The organism is Nonomuraea sp. CA-218870, assembly GCF_050936535.1.
GTDB lineage: Bacteria > Actinomycetota > Actinomycetes > Streptosporangiales > Streptosporangiaceae > Nonomuraea > Nonomuraea corallina.
The window spans coordinates 469,869-485,976 of sequence record NZ_JBNJMN010000001.1 but is presented as its reverse complement, the minus strand read 5'-3'; the positions used below and the strand labels follow the sequence as shown (position 1 = coordinate 485,976).

The window sequence follows — 16,108 nt, the reverse complement described above, 5'->3', positions numbered from 1 at the left end:
CCACGGGCCCCACCACGGGTCCCACTACGGGCGGGGCCGTCACGGGAGCTCCACGCTGACGCGCCGCTCGGCCCGGCCCGCTTCGGCGGAGGCCAGCAGGTGGCGGGCGAACACGGCCGCCTTGCGCCGGCGCGGCACCCGTACCCTGCCTGCCAGGACCTCGAAGCCCCGGCGCTCGATCTCGTCGAGGATGCCGCCGTACAGGTCGAAGGCGGCGCGGATGCACGGCCGGGACGAGGGGGCGAGCAGGCCGATGCCCCCGGCGGCGGCGCGGTAGTGGTCGCGGGCGCGCCCCGCCTCGAAGGCCAGCAGGTCGCGCAGGGCGGGCCGGGTGCGGCGGGCGCCCAGCTCCTCCGGGTCCACCTCGAACTTGTCCAGGTCCTCCATCGGCAGGTAGACGCGGCCCCTGGCGTGGTCCTCGCGCACGTCGCGCAGGAAGTTGGTGAGCTGGAAGGCCAGGCCGAGCTGGCGGGCGGGCTCGCGGGCGGCCTCCTCGCACCCGGGGGCGGGCTCCAGCACCGGCAGCATCATGGTGCCGATGGCGGCGGCCGACCCGGCCATGTAGCCGAGCAGGTCGTCGTAGGTCGCGTACCGGGTCACCGACAGGTCGGCGCGCATGGACGCGAGGAAGATCATGACGTCGTCGTGGTCGATGCCGAAGGAGTGCACGGTGTGCAGGAAGGCCGGGAGCACCGGATCGTCCTGCTTCGCCCCGGCGAGCCCGGCCTCGACCTTGACGGTCAGGGCGTCCAGCGCGCGGGCCCGGTCGGCGGTCATCGTGAACGAGTCGACGATCTCATCGGCGTACCGGGCGAAACCGTACAGCGCGTGCACGTGCCGCCGCTTCCACTGCGGCAGCAGGCGGGTGGCCAGGTAGTAGGAGCGGCCGTAGCGGGCGTGGAGCCGCCGGCAGCGTTCGTAGCTGGCGGTGAGCGTCAACGGGTCTCCTCCAGGATGCGTTCGGCGGCGAGCCGGCCGGAGATGAGCACGGGCGGCACCCCCACCCCGGGCGCGGTGTACATGCCGGCGAAGTGCAGCCCCGGCACCCGCCGGGCCACGGCGGAGGGGCGCAGCCACGCCGTCTGCGTGAAGCGGTGGTCCAGCGCGAACGGGGTGCCCGCGGTGTGGCCGCGCGCCGCCCAGGCGGGCGGGTCCAGCACCAGCCGGGGCGCGCCCGACAGGTCGCCGTAGCCGAGTCGCGCCATGCGGTCGAGCAGCCGCGACTCCAGCCGGGGGCGCAGCCGGTCCCAGTCGGCGTGCCGCAGGTTGGGCGCGGGTTCCAGGACGCTGAGCGCGGCGTGCCCGGCCGGCGCGGCCTCGCCGTCCGGCTCCGGGCAGGTGACCAGCAGGCTGGGGTCGGGCTGCGGCCGGCCCGCCTCCAGCGCGGTGAACGTCTCGCTCCAGTCCCGGCCGAAGTGCAGCGTGTGGTGCGCCTGGCCGGTCGGCGGGCGGTCCAGGCCGACGTGCATCACCAGGCACGAAGGGGAGTGACGCGGCCGGCGCAGCCGCCAGTCGCCCGCGCGGGCGGGAAGCAGCCGCCGGGCCGCCAGCCGGTCACAGGCCACGACGACGTGCCGGGCCGCCAGCCGCTCCCCGTCCCGCAGCAGCACGCCGGTGACGCCGTCGCCGTCCGTCTCGACCCGTTCGGCGGGCGTGCCGTAGCGGAGGTTCGCGCCCAGCTTCTCCAGCAGCGCCGCCATGGCCGCGGGGATGGCGTGCATGCCGCCGTGGCGCGGGAAGTACACGCCGCCGACGGTGTCCATGTGCGCGATGACGGCGTAGATGCCCAGCGCGCGCTGCGGCGACAGCCCCACGTACAACGACTGGAACGTGTGCGCCTTGATCAGCCGCGGGTCCGTCAGATAGCGGGCCGCCAGGCGGTCCAGCCGGCGGAACCCGCCCAGCCGGGCCAGCCGCAGCAACGCCGCAGGCCGGGCCAGGGCGCGCAGCCGGGTCATGTCCGCGTCGATGAACGCCGGCCACTCGACCCGGAACAGCTCGTCGAGCAGGCTCCGGTAGCGCTGGTAGCGGGCCGCCTCCGCCGGCCCGCACACCGCGCGGACCTCCTCCGCCATCGCCTCCCGCTCCGCCCGCACGTCCAGCCGCGACCCGTCGTCGAAGACCATCCGGTACGCAGGATCGAGACGGCGCAGCGGCAGCCAGTGCCGCAGCTCCTGCCCGGCCGCCCCGAAGACCTCGGCGAGCACGCCCGGCATGGTGAGCACGGACGGGCCGGTGTCGAAGCGGTACGCGCCGGCGCGGGCGGTTCCGCAGCAGCCTCCGGGCTCGCCGAGGGCCTCCACCACGGTGACCTCGCGACCGGCGGCGGCCAGGTGGATGGCGGCCGACAGCCCGCCCAGGCCCGCGCCGACGACGACCACGGGGCTCATCAGAAGTCCCTCTCCGTGCACAGGGCGGCCAGGTCGGCCAGCGCCCTCCTGGCCTCGTGCGGGATGCCGGGCGGCCGGTCCAGCGCGGTGACCGCCTCGTCGGCCAGCTCGGCGATGCGCCGCTCCGCCGCGTCGAGCGCACCGCACTCCACGATCAGCTCCCGCGCCGCGGCCACCCCCGGCTGGTCGGTGATGTCGTCCAGGAGCGCGCTGCCGGTCTTCCTCCTGGCGTAGGCGAGCAGGTAGGTCGCCTTGCCCTGGAGCAGGTCCGCCCCCGCGGGCTTGCCGGTGCGCGCCGGGTCGGCGAAGACGCCGTTGACGTCGTCCCTGAGCTGGAACGCCTCGCCCAGGGGGATCGCGTACGCGCTCAGCGTGCGGCGCGTCTCCGGTGAGCCGTCCGCGACGGCGTGACCGAGGTGCAGGGGCCGCTCGACCGTGTACTTGCCCGACTTGTAGAGCGAGATCACCCGCGACGGCTCCTCACCCGTCCGGGCGCCGGCCGTACAGGCCAGGTCGAGGTACTGGCCGCTGATCGCCTCCACCCGCAGCTGGGTGAGGATGTCGAGCGAAGCCCCGAGGTGCGGCCCCGTGTCCAGCAGCGCGGCGTCGGCCCAGCTCAGCGCCAGCAGCGCGAGCAGGGTCGCCGCCGACTCGCCGAACCGGCCGGCGTCGCCCCGCCAGCCGGACCGCCGGTGCAGCTCGGCCAGCGCGACGTGCGCCGCCGGCCGGCCGCGCCGCGAGCCCGCCTCGTCCATCACGTCGTCCAGCAGCAGCGCCGCCGCGTGCACCAGCTCCACGGCGCAGGCGGCGGGCAGCACGGACTCCAGCCGTTCGCCGCCGGCCGCCCGGTAGCCCCAGTAGACGAACGAGGGCCGCAGCCTCTTCCCGCCTCCCAGGACGAACGCCGCCAGGTACTCGCGCACCAGACCGACCTCCGCCGGGTCCAGGAATCCGAGCCGGCGCACCTGCTGGTCCAGCAACCGCGCCAAGTGCCGGTCGACCTGTTCGCGCACGTGGGTCGTTCGCGCGATCACCGTGTCCATGCACGCTGCCCCTTCTGTCGCTATGGGAAGTCTTCGCAGGAGGGGGCCGACCCGGTTGCACGCGATCTCGAATCGCCTCTTCACGGTAACCACCGGATGCCGGGTTTCGGCGGGGGACACGCCTGGTCCATGCGTCCAAGCAGGTCCGTAACCGCGAAAAGATGGGGGGACACGTCGAACGTCAGCGGGAAGACCATGGCCGAGGAGACACCGGGCAACGTGGAGGACGCGGGCTACGGCATCGGAGCCGCCTCCCGTCGGCTGGGCGTGCCCGCGCCCACGCTGCGTACCTGGAACCTCCGCTACGGCCTGGGTCCCAGCCGCCGCACCGCGGGCGGCCACCGCCGGTACGACGCCGCCGACCTGCGGCGGCTGGCCGAGATGAAGCGCCTGATCGCCACCGGCCTGGCGCCGGCGGAAGCGGCGAGACTCGCCCTGGCCCTGCCCGCCACACCACCCGGCACGTCGGAACCCGCCGAGGAACCCCAGCCGGGCACGCCCCCGACGGGCACTCTCCCGTCGGGCACTCTCCCGTCGGGCACCCCCGCGACCGGCGCCCCCGCGACCGGCCCTTCCGCGACCGGTGCAGGCGGGCGGCCGGCCACGGGCGCGCTGGCTCGCGCCGCGCTCATGCTCGACAGCCACGAGGTCTCCGGCCTGGTCGAGGAGGCGCTGGCCGAGCACGGCGTGGTGTGGACGTGGGAGCGGCTCCTGCTCCCCGTGTTCGACACGATCTGCCGCCGCCAGGACGACACCGGCGCCGGCATCGACGTGGAGCACCTGCTGTCGGACCGGACCCAGGCGGCGCTGCACCGCGTCGCCCGCGGCGTCCCGCCGCACGAGGGCCGTCCGGTGCTGCTGGCCTGCGCCGAGGACGAGCAGCACAGCCTGCCGGTGCACGCGCTGGCCGCCGCGCTCGCCGAGGTGGGCGTGCAGACCCGCGTCCTGGGCGCGCGCACCCCCTACGCGGCGCTGGCCCACGCCATGCGGCGGCTGGGCCCGGTGGTGGTGTTCGTCTGGTCGCAGCAGGCGATCACCGGCGACACCGCCCCGCTCGCGGCCCTGCCGAGGCTCCGCCCGGCGTGCGAGATCGTCATCGGCGGGCTCGGCTGGCAGGGCGAGCCGCCTCCGGGCGTCGTCCGGGTGTCGACGCTGCCCGAGGCCGTCGAGCGCATCGCGTCCGTGTTCGGCTGAGCAGGGCTTTCCCTTGAGGACTTGTGGCATCCCCCTATGCCCGGCTATGAATAAGTTTTGAATAGGTTTTTCGGGTGAGGGGCAGGGCCATGCGGATCAGTGACGAGGAATCGCTCAGCGCGTGCTACCGCGCGCACGGCCCGGCCGTGCGCTCCTACCTGCGCAGGTACGCGCCCGCCCAGGACGTCGAGGACCTGGTGCAGGTCGTCTTCGCGGACGTCTGGCGCTCGCGCGAGAGGTACGACCCGTCCAGGAGCCTGGCCGCCTGGATCTTCGCCATCGCCCACCGCCGCGCCGTCGACCACCTGCGCGGTCGCGGGCCCGTCACGGTGCCGCTGGAGGAGGCCGGAGACCCGCCGGGACGCGGGCGCTCCCAGGTGGACGACCTCGCCGACCGCGACCGGCTCGACAGGGCGCTGGCCGAGCTGTCCCACGCCCAGCGGCAGGCGATCGAACTGGCCTACTTCGGCGACCTGAGCCAGCGCGAGATCGCCGAGCGGCTGCGGGTGCCGCTCGGCACCATCAAGGCCCGCACGTCCCGCGGACTGCGCAAACTGTCGGCCCTGCTGGCCACGCCGTGAGGCGGGTCAGGCAGTCGGCCGGCAGGCGGCGCAGACCCCGCCGTATCCGGCGGGCGCGGTGTAGCCGTCGGGCAGGAGGAACGCCAGCAGCCGATGGCCCGCTCCCTCCCGCACCGGAGCGAGCGTGGTGATGGTCAACTGGACGTGATGGTCCTCGTCGCCTTCCCGGGGAAGGCCGGTGCGGCCCGGCTCGCGGAAGAGCATCGGCCTGGACGGGCCCTGGACGAGCAGATCGGTGCCGCCCGCCCAGAGACGTTCGGCGTCCGGGCTGCGTTCGCGGAGGTCGTCCACCATGGCCATCAACTCGTGGCCGCGCGGCGACCGCATCGCCCGGCCGCGGACCAGCGACATCAGCGCCGTCGCCTCGTACTCCCAGTCGACCATGACGTGCCTGGAGTGCTCCTGCAGGAAGAACCAGTGCAGGATCGTGCGCTGATCGGCGGGCACGGCGGTGAAGTCGCAGATCCACCGGGCGAACGCGGAGTTCTGGCTCTGGACGTTCCACAGGCCGTCGGTCACGTAGGCGGGATGCGGTTCGAGGGCGTTCACCAGGCGGTGCAGGGCCGGGTCGGGCTCGGTCGGGCTGTCGGGCTCGGGAGGCGGGGTGCCGTTCGCGAGATACCACAGGACGCTGCGCTCGTCCTGGCTGAGCTGCAGCACCGACGCGATGGCCTCCAGCAGGCCGGGGGTGGGCCGGTGCTCGGCGCCCTGCTCCAGCGCGCTGATCGTACGGATCGAGTAGCCCGTGAGGTAGGCCACGTCCTCCTGGGTGAGGGTCCTCCCCCGGCGCGCCCGCCGGGCGGGGAGCTCCGCCTGACTGAGAGTGATCCTGGCGCGGCGCTCGCGCAGGAACCGGCCCAGCAGTTCGCGGCTCTCGTTCAGTGCGTCCCCCTCGCCGTGTGAAGCAGGCAATGGCGTTGCCGGAAACGGTATCGCCGGAAACGGTATCGCCCGTAACGGCATGCCGGGAACCCGGTTTGCTCTGGCGTCCGGGCGGCGCCGTCACCAAGATGAACGCAGGCCGTCGCGTACGAGGCGCGTGCCCTGATCGGCAAGGAGAACCGCATGTCCTTCCAGGCGTACTTGGACAACATCGAGGACAAGACCGGGCTGACGCCCCGGCAGTTCATCGGCCTCGCGAAGGAGCGCGGGTTCGACGACCCGTCCGTGAAGGCGGGCCCCATCGTGGAATGGCTCAAGCAGGACTACGGCCTCGGCCGGGGCCACGCGATGGCGCTGGTCCACGTGATCAAGAAGGGTCCGAAGATCGACGCCAAGCACGTCGGCAGCTCCGGGACCCACCGGGACGAGTCGGACACGCTGTGGCTCGACGGGAAGGACAACCGCCCGTGACGGCGAGACGCGTGACGTCGTGACGGTGCGAGATCGGGTCTAGGCGACATCCCTCTGCGACATTACGTTCCTTGCAGCACCATCCCCGGGGGATTGTCCCGTCCCGTCAGATCCCGATGGAGGCACCTCGCGCGGCACCCGAACCCGCCGCCCGCTCTCACCCTGCTCTCCTCACGACCCCAGAGGAATGGCATGAGATCACGTCTGCTCGCCGTACTCACCACCGTGACCCTGGCCCTGGCCGGCGCCCTCACCGGCGCGCCGGCACAGGCCGAGACGGCGCTCGCCGCGCCCGACATCCCGCTGGCCAACGTCAAGGCCCACCTGGCGCAGTTCCAGTCCATCGCGAACGCCAACGGAGGCAACCGCGCCCACGGCCGGCCCGGCTACCTCGCCTCGGCGAACTACGTCAGGGGCCGCCTGGACGCCGCCGGGTTCACCACGACCCTGCAGTCGTTCACCTACAACGGCGCCACCGGCTACAACCTGATCGCCGACTGGCCGGGCGGCGACCCCGATGACATCCTCATGATCGGCGCCCACCTCGACAGCGTGACCGCCGGGCCGGGGATCAACGACAACGGCTCCGGCAGCGCCGCCATCCTGGAGACCGCGCTGGAGGTCTCCCGGCAGTCGCTCCAGCCCGCCAAGCACCTGCGCTTCGCCTGGTGGGGCGCGGAGGAGCTGGGACTGCGCGGCTCGCAGTACTACGTCACCAACCTGTCCACCACCGAACGGGCGAAGATCAAGGGGTATCTCAACTTCGACATGGTCGGCTCGCCCAACGCCGGCTACTTCATCTACGACGGTGACAACTCCGACGGGGTGGGCTCCGGCCCCGGACCCGCCGGATCGGCCGAGCTGGAGAGGGTCCTGCAGGACTACTTCGGCTCGATCGGCGTGCCCACGCGCGGCACCGACTTCGACGGCCGCTCCGACTACGGCCCGTTCATCTCCCGCGGCATCCCGGCGGGCGGCACGTTCACCGGCGCCGAGGGCGTCAAGTCCAGCGCCCAGGCGCAGCTGTGGGGAGGCACGGCGGGACAGGCCTTCGACCCGTGCTACCACCGCGCCTGCGACACGACGGCCAACATCAGCGACACGGCGCTCGACCGCAACTCCGACGCCGTGGCGTACGCGGTCTGGACGATCGCCACCGCCACCCCGCCCGTCGTGGTCTGGTCGGACGACTTCGAGACCGACCGGGGCTGGACGCCGGTGGCCGGCACCGCCACGAGCGGCCTGTGGGAGCGGGGCGACCCGGAGGCCACCACCTCCAGCGGCGCCAAGCAGCTCGGCACCACGGTCAGCGGCGTCAACGACCTGGTGACCGGACGGCTGGCCGGATCGTCGGCCGGCGCCCACGACGTGGACGGCGGCGTGACGTCCATCCAGTCGCCGCCGATCACGTTGCCGGCCGGGGCGCCGAAGCTGTCGTTCTCCTGGTACCTGGCGCACGGCAGCAACTCCTCCAGCGCCGACTACCTGCGGGTCAGGGTGGCCGGCAGCACCACGAGCACCGTCTTCCAGCAGCTCGGGGCCGCCACCGACCGTGACGGCGCCTGGGCGGCGGCGACCGCCGACCTGTCCGCCTTCGCGGGCCAGAGCGTGCGGGTGCTGGTCGAGGCCGCCGACGCCTCGACCGCGAGCCTGGTGGAGGCGGGCGTCGACGACGTGAAGATCCTCCAGTGACCGGCGACGGCGGCGCGATCCGGGATCGCGCCGCCGTCCATTTGCGGTATCTGCGCCCGCCCGGTGACAAGAGCGGCAGGCGGGGGTAGGTCGCAGGTGGGGCCGGCTGATCGGGGGGATCGATGCTGGGGATGCCTGACGGGGTGCGCGGGTGCCTGTTCGACATGGACGGCGTGCTCACCCGGACCGCGACCGTGCACGCCGCCGCGTGGAAGTCGATGTTCGACGACTTCCTGCGCGACCGGGCCGAGCGCACCGGCACTCCTTTCGTGCCGTTCGACGCGGTCGCCGACTACGACCGTTACGTCGACGGCAAGAAACGGCTGGACGGGACCCGGAGCTTCCTGCGGGCGCGCGGGATCAACCTCCCTGAGGGGAAGCCGGACGACCCGCCGGACGCGCCGACCCTGTACGGGCTGAGCAACCGGAAGAACGCCCTGGTGCAGGCCATACTCGACCGGGACGGCGTGGAGGTGTTCCCCGGCTCCGTCCGCTACGTGGAGGCCGTCGAGGACGCGGGGCTGCGCAGGGCGGTGGTGTCGTCGAGCGCCAACACCGCGCATGTCCTGGCCGCCGCCGGGATCGCCGGACACTTCGAGGCGCGGATCGACGGGATCGTCGCCCGTGAGCGGCACCTGGCGGGCAAGCCCGCCCCGGACATGTACGTGGCCGGCGCCGAGGCGCTGGGGCTGAAGCCGTCGCAGGCGGCGGTGTTCGAGGACGCGCTGGCGGGAGTGGCGGCCGGGCGGGCCGGAGGGTTCGGCTTCGTCGTCGGCGTCGACCGGGCGGGGCAGGCGGACGCGCTGCGCGAGCACGGCGCCGACGTCGTCGTCGGCGACCTGGCCGACCTGCTGGGGTCGGGAGGCGGGCGATGATCCGGCATCCCGCGTTCGCGGTCGAGCCGTGGTCGGTGCGTGAGCACCGGCTGGATCTGGCCGTGCTGGCGCAGAGCGAGTCGGTGTTCGCGCTGTCCAACGGGCACATCGGCCTGCGCGGCAACCTGGACGAGGGCGAACCGCACGGTGAGCCCGGCACCTACCTCAACGGGCTCTACGAGCAGAGACCGCTGCCGTACGCGGAGGCCGGCTACGGCTACCCCGAGTCCGGGCAGACGGTCGTGAACGTGACCAACGGCAAGGTGATCCGGCTGCTGGTCAACGACGAGCCCTTCGACGTGCGCTACGGCACGGTGCACGAGCACGAACGGGTCCTGGACCTGCGCGCCGGCACCCTGACGCGCACCGTCCTGTGGAGCTCGCCGACCGGCACCCGGGTGCGGGTCACCTCCACCCGGCTGGTGTCCTTCACCCACCGCGCGGTCGCCGCGATCCGGTACGAGGTCGAGGCGGTCGACGAGCCGCTGCGCGTCGTCGTGCAGTCGGAGCTGGTGGCCAACGAGACCGACGAGAGCGCGGGAGACGACCCGAGGGAGGCCGCGCCGCTGCGGTCGCCGCTGGTGCTGGAGGAGAACGTCCCGAACAAGGACGGTCCGGCGATCATGGTGCACCACACGCGGGTCAGCGGGATCCGCGTGGCCGCGGGCATGAGCCACGAGATCGACGGGCCGGACGGCACCCTGGTCGACGCCGACGGCAGCGGCGACGTCAGCCGGGTGACCGTCGCCACCAACCTCGTGCCCGGACGGCCGCTGAGACTGGTCAAGTTCTTCTCCTACGGATGGTCGCTGAGGCGTTCGCGGGCCGCCACGCACGACCAGGTCGTCGCGGCGCTCGCCGCCGCCCGGCTGGCCGGCTGGGACGGTCTGCGCGAGGACCAGCGGCGCTTCCTCGACGACTTCTGGAACGGCGCGGACGTCGAGGTGGAAGGCGACCCCGAGGTGCAGCAGGCCGTCCGGTTCGGGCTGTTCCACCTGCTGCAGTCGGCCGCCCGGCTGGAGAAGCGCCCCATACCCGCCAAGGGGCTGACCGGCTCCGGCTACGACGGGCACGCGTTCTGGGACACCGAGATCTTCGTCCTGCCGGTGCTCACCTACACCTATCCGCGAGCGGTGGCCGACGCGCTGGCGTGGCGCCAGTCCATCGTCCCGCTGGCGCGGGCCCGCGCCACCCAGCTCGGGCTGCACGGCACCGCCTTCCCGTGGCGGACCATCCACGGAGAGGAATGCTCGGGCTACTGGCCGGCCGGGACCGCGGCCTTCCACGTCAACGCCGACATCGCGCACGCGGTCACCCAGTACGTCGACGCCACCGGCGACACGTCGTTCGAGCGGGAGACCGGCCTGCCGCTGCTGGTCGGGACGGCCCGGCTGTGGCGGGCGCTCGGCCACCACGACCCGGCCGGCCGGTTCCGCGTCGACGGGGTCACCGGCCCCGACGAGTACAGCGCCGTCGTCGACAACAACGTCTACACCAACCTGATGGCCCAGCAGAACCTGCACGTGGCGGCCGAGACCGCGGACCGCCATCCCGACGACGCCCAGCGGCTCGGCGTCACCGCCGAGGAGACCGCCGCCTGGCGGAAGGCCGCGGCCGCGATGTCCGTCCCGTACGACGAGGACCTGGGGGTGCACCCGCAGCACGAGGCGTTCACCCAGCACGCACCGTGGGACTTCGCCGCCACCCGGCCCGACCAGTACCCGCTGCTCCTGCACTTCCCCTACTTCGACCTCTACCGCCGGCAGGTCGTCAAACAGGCCGACCTGGTCCTCGCGATGCACCTGCGGGGCGACGCCTTCACCCCGGAGCAAAAGGCGCGGAACTTCGCCTACTACGAACCCCTGACGGTCCGCGACTCGTCCCTGTCGGCCTGCACCCAGGCGGTGATCGCCGCCGAGGTGGGGCACCTCGACCTCGCCTACCGCTATCTCGGCGAGGCGGCCCTGATGGACCTGGAGGACCTGGAGAAGAACACGGTCGACGGGGTCCACATGGCCTCGCTGGCCGGGGCGTGGATCGTCCTGTTGACGGGGTTCGGCGGGATGCGCGCCGGCCAGGGGCGGCTGGGGTTCGCCCCGAAGCTGCCGGCGAACATCACCCGGCTCGCCTTCCGGCTGCGCTACCGCGGCAGCCTGCTGAGCGTCACCGCCACGGAGGAGGCGACCACCTACGAACTGCTGGAGGGCCCGCCGATCACGCTGACCCACCACGGCGACGAGCTGCGGCTGGACCGGGAGGCGGTCGCCCGGCCCAACCCGCCGCACCCGCCGGCGACCGGACAGGTCCGCCAGCCGCCCGGCCGCGAGCCCGCCGCCCGCCACCCGAGATCGAAGGGAAGGCGACACCGGTAGGAGACCCCCGACGCCGCACCCGCCGCCCGACGAGCGCGGCCGGGACGCAGGGTCACCGCTGGGTGAGCGCGGCCCGGTAGACCGCGATCGTCTCCTCCGCCGCCCTGGACCAGCTCAGCCGCTCCCGGACGAACCGCTCCCCGTTCCGCGCGAGGGCCCGGCGGGCCGCCGGGTCCTCCATGAGGCCGATCACGGCGTCGGCGATGGACGCGGGGTCCGTGGCGCGCGCGTACCGCACGGCGGGGTCGGCGGGGTCGCCGAGGAAGATCCGGGAGAACCCGTCGCCCAGGATCGTCGGCTTGGCCAGGGCCATCGCCTCGGTCGCCACCAGGCCGAACGGCTCGAAGAGCGACGGGAAGACGCAGAGGTCGGCCATCTCGTAGTACTCCAGCAGAGCCTGGCCGTCGACGAACCCGCCGGAGGTGAGGACGCGCCCCTCCAGTCCGGCGTTCGCCACGATCCTCGCGACCCCGGCCTCGTCCCCCTCGCCGACGATCACCAACCGGAGCCGGGGGAGCGCGACGGCGATCTTCTCCATCGCCTCCAGCAGCTGGTAGACGCCCTTCTGCGGTTCGATGCGGCCGACGAAGAGCAGGACCTGGTCGTCGTCGCCGAGACCGAGCCGGGTGCGGAGCGCGGCGGCGCCGGAACGCAGCGCGGCCCGGTCGCAGCCGGCGAGCCGCCGTTCGAACGTGCCGCCCAGGCAGACCACGTCGATCTTCTCCCGGCTCCAGCCGGCGGCGGCGAGCTGGTCGCGCACCTCCGGGGTGGCGACCACGACCCGGCGGGAGATCCGCGCCAGCCACCGCTCGAGGGCGGGGAACACGCCGAGCGGGTCGGTGATGCTGCGCTGCGGGGCGACGCCGTACTCGGTGGTGTGCACGTGGAAGACGACCGGCAGCCGCAGCGCGTAATGGCACAGCAGAGCGGTCAGGAAGTTCGTCGAGTCGTGCACGGCGACCAGGTCGGGCCGCTCACCGCGCGGCAGCCGCAGCAGCCGCAGGAAGTACCGCCAGTTGCTCACCACGACGTTCACCGCCAGCAGCACGAACTCGGCCCGGCGCGTCCGGTTGAGCCTGCGGCGGCGGCTGATCGCGCCGAGCACGCGGCCCAGCGGCCGGTGGACGGTGACGCCGTCGCGCCGCTCGTGCGCCGGCAGGTGACCGTCGTTCAGCGTGAACACGGCCAGCCGGAGCTCGCCCGCCAGGTGCGGCGTGATCTCCTCCACGTAGCGGCCGAGGCCCGCGGTGATGTTGGGCGGGAACTGGTTGATGACGCAGGCGACTCTCACCGTTCGACCTCCGAAGTATGCGATCGGTACACCCGGGCCGAGGCGGCGGCCACGACGGCGACGAGGATGAGGTTGGTCAGGGCGAAGGCCACCAGGCCCCCGGTCAGCCCGTGCCAGGAGATGAGCACCGCCTGGCAGGCGAGCGCGGCGGGCGACCCGATGGCGAGACACCGGATGAGCACCTTCGCGCCCCGCACCCCGTCCATCGACAGGGCGAAGAGGTAGAGGTTGAACACCGTGTGGACGCCGATCCCCACCGCCGACAGCGCCATCAGCGCGGGCGCGTACGGGTACTCGGCCCGCAGCACCAGGAAGAACAGCGCGCTCGCGGCGAAGGAGAAGACCGCGGTGGCCACCGCGATCGCCGGCACGAGGCGGCCGATCCGCCGCAGCGCCGCCACCTTGTCGGCCGTCGCCAGCACGGGCAGCAGCACGAGCCCGATCCCCTCGGTGAACACCACGCCGAGCAGCCGCTTCGGGAAGCCGTTGTAGATGGAGTACACGCCGACGTCACTGTCGGACGCCCAGTGGTTCAGGAAGATCACGTCCACCCCGAACAGCACGGCGGTGAAGGCGGCGATGACGCTCATGTAGGCGCCGTGCCGCAGCAGCGCGCGGGCCAGCGACGCCGACCAGGACCGCGGGACGACGTCGAAGCCGGCGACGGCCACGAGGGCGAAGACGACGTTCGTGACGATGAGCGCGGCCAGGTAGACCTCGGCGTCCCGGATGCCGGCGACGAGCAGGCAGTAGGCCGCCGCGGCCAGGTAGACGGCGGCGACGGCGAGCTTGAGCCCGGCCACGAACGCGAACTTCTTCAGGCCGCGCAGGAAGCTCTCGGTCAGCTGGTTGACGGTCATCGACAGGGCGAGCGCCAGCGCGAAGCAGAGCGTGCGGACGTCGACGCCGACCAGGCGCGTGAGCACAGGGGAGGCCGCCAGACCGGCCGCGACCAGGCCGCCGCCCAGCGCCAGCGTGGTGAACAGCGCCGTCGTCACCAGCGCCGGCCGGTCCGCGGGGTCGGCTCTCGGCAGCTCCTGGAACATGACGTAGTTCAGGTTCAGCAGCATGCCGACGGTCAGGATCAGCGCGATCGTCAGCACCAGGGTGAACCGGCCGAACGCCGCCGCGCCGATCCCCCAGGCGATGACCAGCGTGGTCGCCGCGGCGGTGCCGCTGGCGGCGATGCCTCCCAGGGTGGGCCACACCGCCCAGCCCCGGCCGCCGAGCAGCCGCGCCGCCCGGTCGCGGATCGAGCCGGACGTCACCGGGCCACCTCCGCGTACGCGGCGAGCGTGCTCTCGGCCGTGCGCGCCCAGGAGTAGCGGGCGCGGACGTGCGCGGCGCCGCGCCGGGCCAGCCCGGCGGCGTGCCCCGGGTCGTCCAGGCAGCGGGACAGGGCCGCGGCCAGTTCCTCCGGCGAGCCGGTACGGCAGCGCACCGCCCCGTCCCCGGCCACCTCCGGCGAGTAACCCGGCCCCACCACGACCGGCCGGCCCAGTGCCATGGCCTCGATCGCGACCAGCCCGAACGGCTCGTACGTGGAGGGGAAGGCGCAGACGTCGGCGGCCAGGAAGTGCGCGAACACCTCGGGCGGGTCCAGGAACCGGCAGTCGGCGACCACGTGCCCGGCGACGCCCTCCCGTTCGATCAGCCGCGTCACCTCGGCGCGGTCGCCGCTGCCGATGAGCACGACCCGCAGCTCGTCACCGTCGCGGAGCAGTGACGGCACCGCCCTGATCAGGGTGTGCGCGCCCTTGTGCGGCGCCAGCCGCCCGGCGAAGACGACCAGCCGCCCGGCGCCGCCCGGCAGGTAGCGGGCCCGCACCCGTGCGCGGAGCCGGTCGCGGTCGGCGGGGGAGAGCCCGGCCAGCCGCACCAGCTCGGGATCCTCGAAGCCGTGCGGCACGACCCGCATGCGGCCGGGCGGCCAGCCGCGCGCCACGAGCTGGTCGCGCATGCTCGCGCTGGGCACCACGATCAGGTCGGCCAGCCGGGCCTGCGCGTCCTCCAGCGCGGTGATGCCGGCGGTCACGGCGGTGCGCCGCGCGCCGGGCGCGGTGTTGTGCTCGCAGGTGTGCACGTGGAACACCACCGGCATGCGGCCGAGCAGCCGGCACAGGATCCCGGCGAGGCATCCCATCCAGTCGTGCACCGCCACGACCGCGCCGGAACGCCCGCCGCGCAGGATCCGGGCCGCGACCCGCACGTTGAAGGCGAGCAGCCCGGCGACCCTGACCAGCGGGCGAAGCACCCCCTGCGGACGCGCGGCCTCCCGTGCGAAGCCGGCCTGGGGCGGGTACGCGGCCTCGGGCGGGTGCGCGGCCGGGGACGGGCCGGGTTGCCCGGGGGTGGGCAGCAGGTGCAGCGTGAGGCCGCCGTCCCGCTCGGTCCTGGCGGGCAGGCGCCGTCCGACCGCGCCGAACACCTCGACCGGGACGCCGAGGTCGCGCAGCGCGGGCAGCATCCGCTCGGCGTACCGTCCGAGACCGCCGACGACGCCCGGCGGGACCTCGGTGCAGACCACGTAACAGCGACGCGGCAGGGGACGCGACCGGGTCAGTCCGGGCACCGCTGGAAGGCCCTCCGGGCGAAGTCGAGGTCGTCGGCGGTGTTGACGCCGCGGGCCTCGTCGGGGTCGGCGACCGGCACCACGGTCACCGTCCGGCCGTGGACCTGCGACAGGTACGGCAGGAACGGCAGGAAGTTGATCTCACCCGTGGCGGCCCCGGGCGCGGCGTCGGCCAGGTAACCCGCCCACGCCCGCGTCAGCCCGTCCGTGCCGAGGCAGAACACGCCGACGTCGCTGAGCCCGCCGGGCCGGCACTCGTCCCCCTCCCGGGACATCCGCACCCTCACCAGGCGCGGCCCGTCCAGCTCGTACTCCACGTACGGGTCGGGCATCGGCACCAGCGGCAGGGTCACGCCGTCGTGGCCGGCCAGCACCACCTGGCGCACGGTCGCCGAGGACAGGTTCACCTGGTCGCCCCAGACCACCAGGATCCTCTCGTACGCCTCCCAGGACGCGACGGCGCCGAAGATCGCGTCGCCCATGCCCGTCGGCCGCGCCTGGACGCTCACCGAGACGGCGCCGCGCTCGATCTCGGCGGCGGCGAGCCGGCGGAACGGGATCTCACCCGCCGGGGAGACGACCACGTGGACGTGCTCCACCCACGGGCTCAGCCGCCGGTGCAGCAGGTGCCACACGGTGACGCCGTCGGCGATCTCCAACATGATCTTCGGAATGCCCAGCCCGAGCCGGGTCCCGCTCCCGGCCGCCGGGATCACCGCGCACACGCCCTGCTCACTCACTGAAG

The 16,108-nt window shown here is 73.6% G+C and carries 14 protein-coding genes; 6 read left to right on the top strand and 8 right to left on the bottom strand.

What is annotated here, in order from left to right:
• Positions 1 to 39 precede the first annotated feature (39 nt).
• Genes ACQEUU_RS02335 through ACQEUU_RS02325 form a run of 3 tightly spaced genes read right to left on the bottom strand, consistent with a single transcriptional unit; the run spans position 40 to position 3,433 of the window.
• The gene (locus ACQEUU_RS02335; RefSeq protein ID WP_433059600.1) at positions 40 to 939 is read right to left on the bottom strand and encodes a phytoene/squalene synthase family protein; all 900 of its coding nucleotides are present in this window, start codon (positions 937 to 939) and stop codon (positions 40 to 42) included.
• Positions 936 to 2,390: a phytoene desaturase family protein gene (locus tag ACQEUU_RS02330; protein WP_433059598.1), complete on the bottom strand. Its 1,455-nt coding sequence runs from the start codon at positions 2,388 to 2,390 to the stop codon at positions 936 to 938. The genes ACQEUU_RS02335 and ACQEUU_RS02330 overlap by 4 nt, the downstream gene beginning before the upstream one ends.
• A complete protein-coding gene (locus ACQEUU_RS02325) occupies positions 2,390 to 3,433 on the bottom strand; it encodes a polyprenyl synthetase family protein (RefSeq protein ID WP_433059595.1) in 1,044 nt (347 codons plus the stop codon). Before ACQEUU_RS02325 ends, ACQEUU_RS02330 begins: the two co-directional genes overlap by 1 nt.
• A 195-nt stretch (positions 3,434 to 3,628) precedes the next feature.
• Here ACQEUU_RS02325 and ACQEUU_RS02320 point away from each other — a divergent pair, with 195 nt between their 5' ends.
• Both ACQEUU_RS02320 and ACQEUU_RS02315 read left to right on the top strand, forming a co-directional pair.
• Positions 3,629 to 4,627 carry a MerR family transcriptional regulator gene (locus tag ACQEUU_RS02320; RefSeq protein WP_433059592.1) on the top strand — a complete coding sequence of 333 codons (999 nt, stop codon included), beginning with the start codon at positions 3,629 to 3,631 and terminating at the stop codon, positions 4,625 to 4,627.
• Between the two features lie 89 nt (positions 4,628 to 4,716).
• A complete protein-coding gene (locus ACQEUU_RS02315) occupies positions 4,717 to 5,208 on the top strand; it encodes an RNA polymerase sigma factor (protein WP_433059590.1) in 492 nt (163 codons plus the stop codon).
• A 6-nt stretch (positions 5,209 to 5,214) separates the two neighbouring features.
• Here the strand turns inward: ACQEUU_RS02315 and ACQEUU_RS02310 are convergent, their stop codons facing one another.
• Complete coding sequence (locus ACQEUU_RS02310; protein ID WP_433059587.1) at positions 5,215 to 6,120, bottom strand: helix-turn-helix domain-containing protein; 906 nt, start codon at positions 6,118 to 6,120, stop codon at positions 5,215 to 5,217.
• Between the two features lie 153 nt (positions 6,121 to 6,273).
• Here ACQEUU_RS02310 and ACQEUU_RS02305 point away from each other — a divergent pair, with 153 nt between their 5' ends.
• From ACQEUU_RS02305 to ACQEUU_RS02290, 4 genes are all read left to right on the top strand, one after another.
• Positions 6,274 to 6,561, top strand: a complete 288-nt coding sequence (locus ACQEUU_RS02305) for a DUF4287 domain-containing protein (protein WP_270152890.1) — start codon at positions 6,274 to 6,276, stop codon at positions 6,559 to 6,561.
• Between the two features lie 192 nt (positions 6,562 to 6,753).
• Positions 6,754 to 8,253 (top strand): M28 family peptidase, encoded by a 1,500-nt coding sequence (locus ACQEUU_RS02300; protein ID WP_433059583.1) that lies wholly within the window; start codon positions 6,754 to 6,756, stop codon positions 8,251 to 8,253.
• Between the two features lie 122 nt (positions 8,254 to 8,375).
• Complete coding sequence (locus tag ACQEUU_RS02295) at positions 8,376 to 9,128, top strand: beta-phosphoglucomutase family hydrolase (protein WP_433059581.1); 753 nt, start codon at positions 8,376 to 8,378, stop codon at positions 9,126 to 9,128.
• Positions 9,125 to 11,500 carry a glycoside hydrolase family 65 protein gene (locus ACQEUU_RS02290; protein WP_433059579.1) on the top strand — a complete coding sequence of 792 codons (2,376 nt, stop codon included), beginning with the start codon at positions 9,125 to 9,127 and terminating at the stop codon, positions 11,498 to 11,500. The genes ACQEUU_RS02295 and ACQEUU_RS02290 overlap by 4 nt, the downstream gene beginning before the upstream one ends.
• A gap of 52 nt (positions 11,501 to 11,552) precedes the next feature.
• On the opposite strand, the gene ACQEUU_RS02285 is transcribed toward ACQEUU_RS02290, so the two are convergent.
• Genes ACQEUU_RS02285 through ACQEUU_RS02270 form a run of 4 tightly spaced genes read right to left on the bottom strand, consistent with a single transcriptional unit; the run spans position 11,553 to position 16,103 of the window.
• A complete protein-coding gene (locus tag ACQEUU_RS02285; protein WP_433059576.1) occupies positions 11,553 to 12,791 on the bottom strand; it encodes a glycosyltransferase family 4 protein in 1,239 nt (412 codons plus the stop codon).
• Positions 12,788 to 14,059 (bottom strand): lipopolysaccharide biosynthesis protein, encoded by a 1,272-nt coding sequence (locus ACQEUU_RS02280; protein WP_433059573.1) that lies wholly within the window; start codon positions 14,057 to 14,059, stop codon positions 12,788 to 12,790. The genes ACQEUU_RS02285 and ACQEUU_RS02280 overlap by 4 nt, the downstream gene beginning before the upstream one ends.
• The gene (locus ACQEUU_RS02275) at positions 14,056 to 15,363 is read right to left on the bottom strand and encodes a glycosyltransferase family 4 protein (protein WP_433059570.1); all 1,308 of its coding nucleotides are present in this window, start codon (positions 15,361 to 15,363) and stop codon (positions 14,056 to 14,058) included. The genes ACQEUU_RS02280 and ACQEUU_RS02275 overlap by 4 nt, the downstream gene beginning before the upstream one ends.
• Positions 15,351 to 16,103 (bottom strand): NTP transferase domain-containing protein, encoded by a 753-nt coding sequence (locus tag ACQEUU_RS02270; protein ID WP_433059566.1) that lies wholly within the window; start codon positions 16,101 to 16,103, stop codon positions 15,351 to 15,353. Before ACQEUU_RS02270 ends, ACQEUU_RS02275 begins: the two co-directional genes overlap by 13 nt.
• Positions 16,104 to 16,108: the final 5 nt, after the last annotated feature.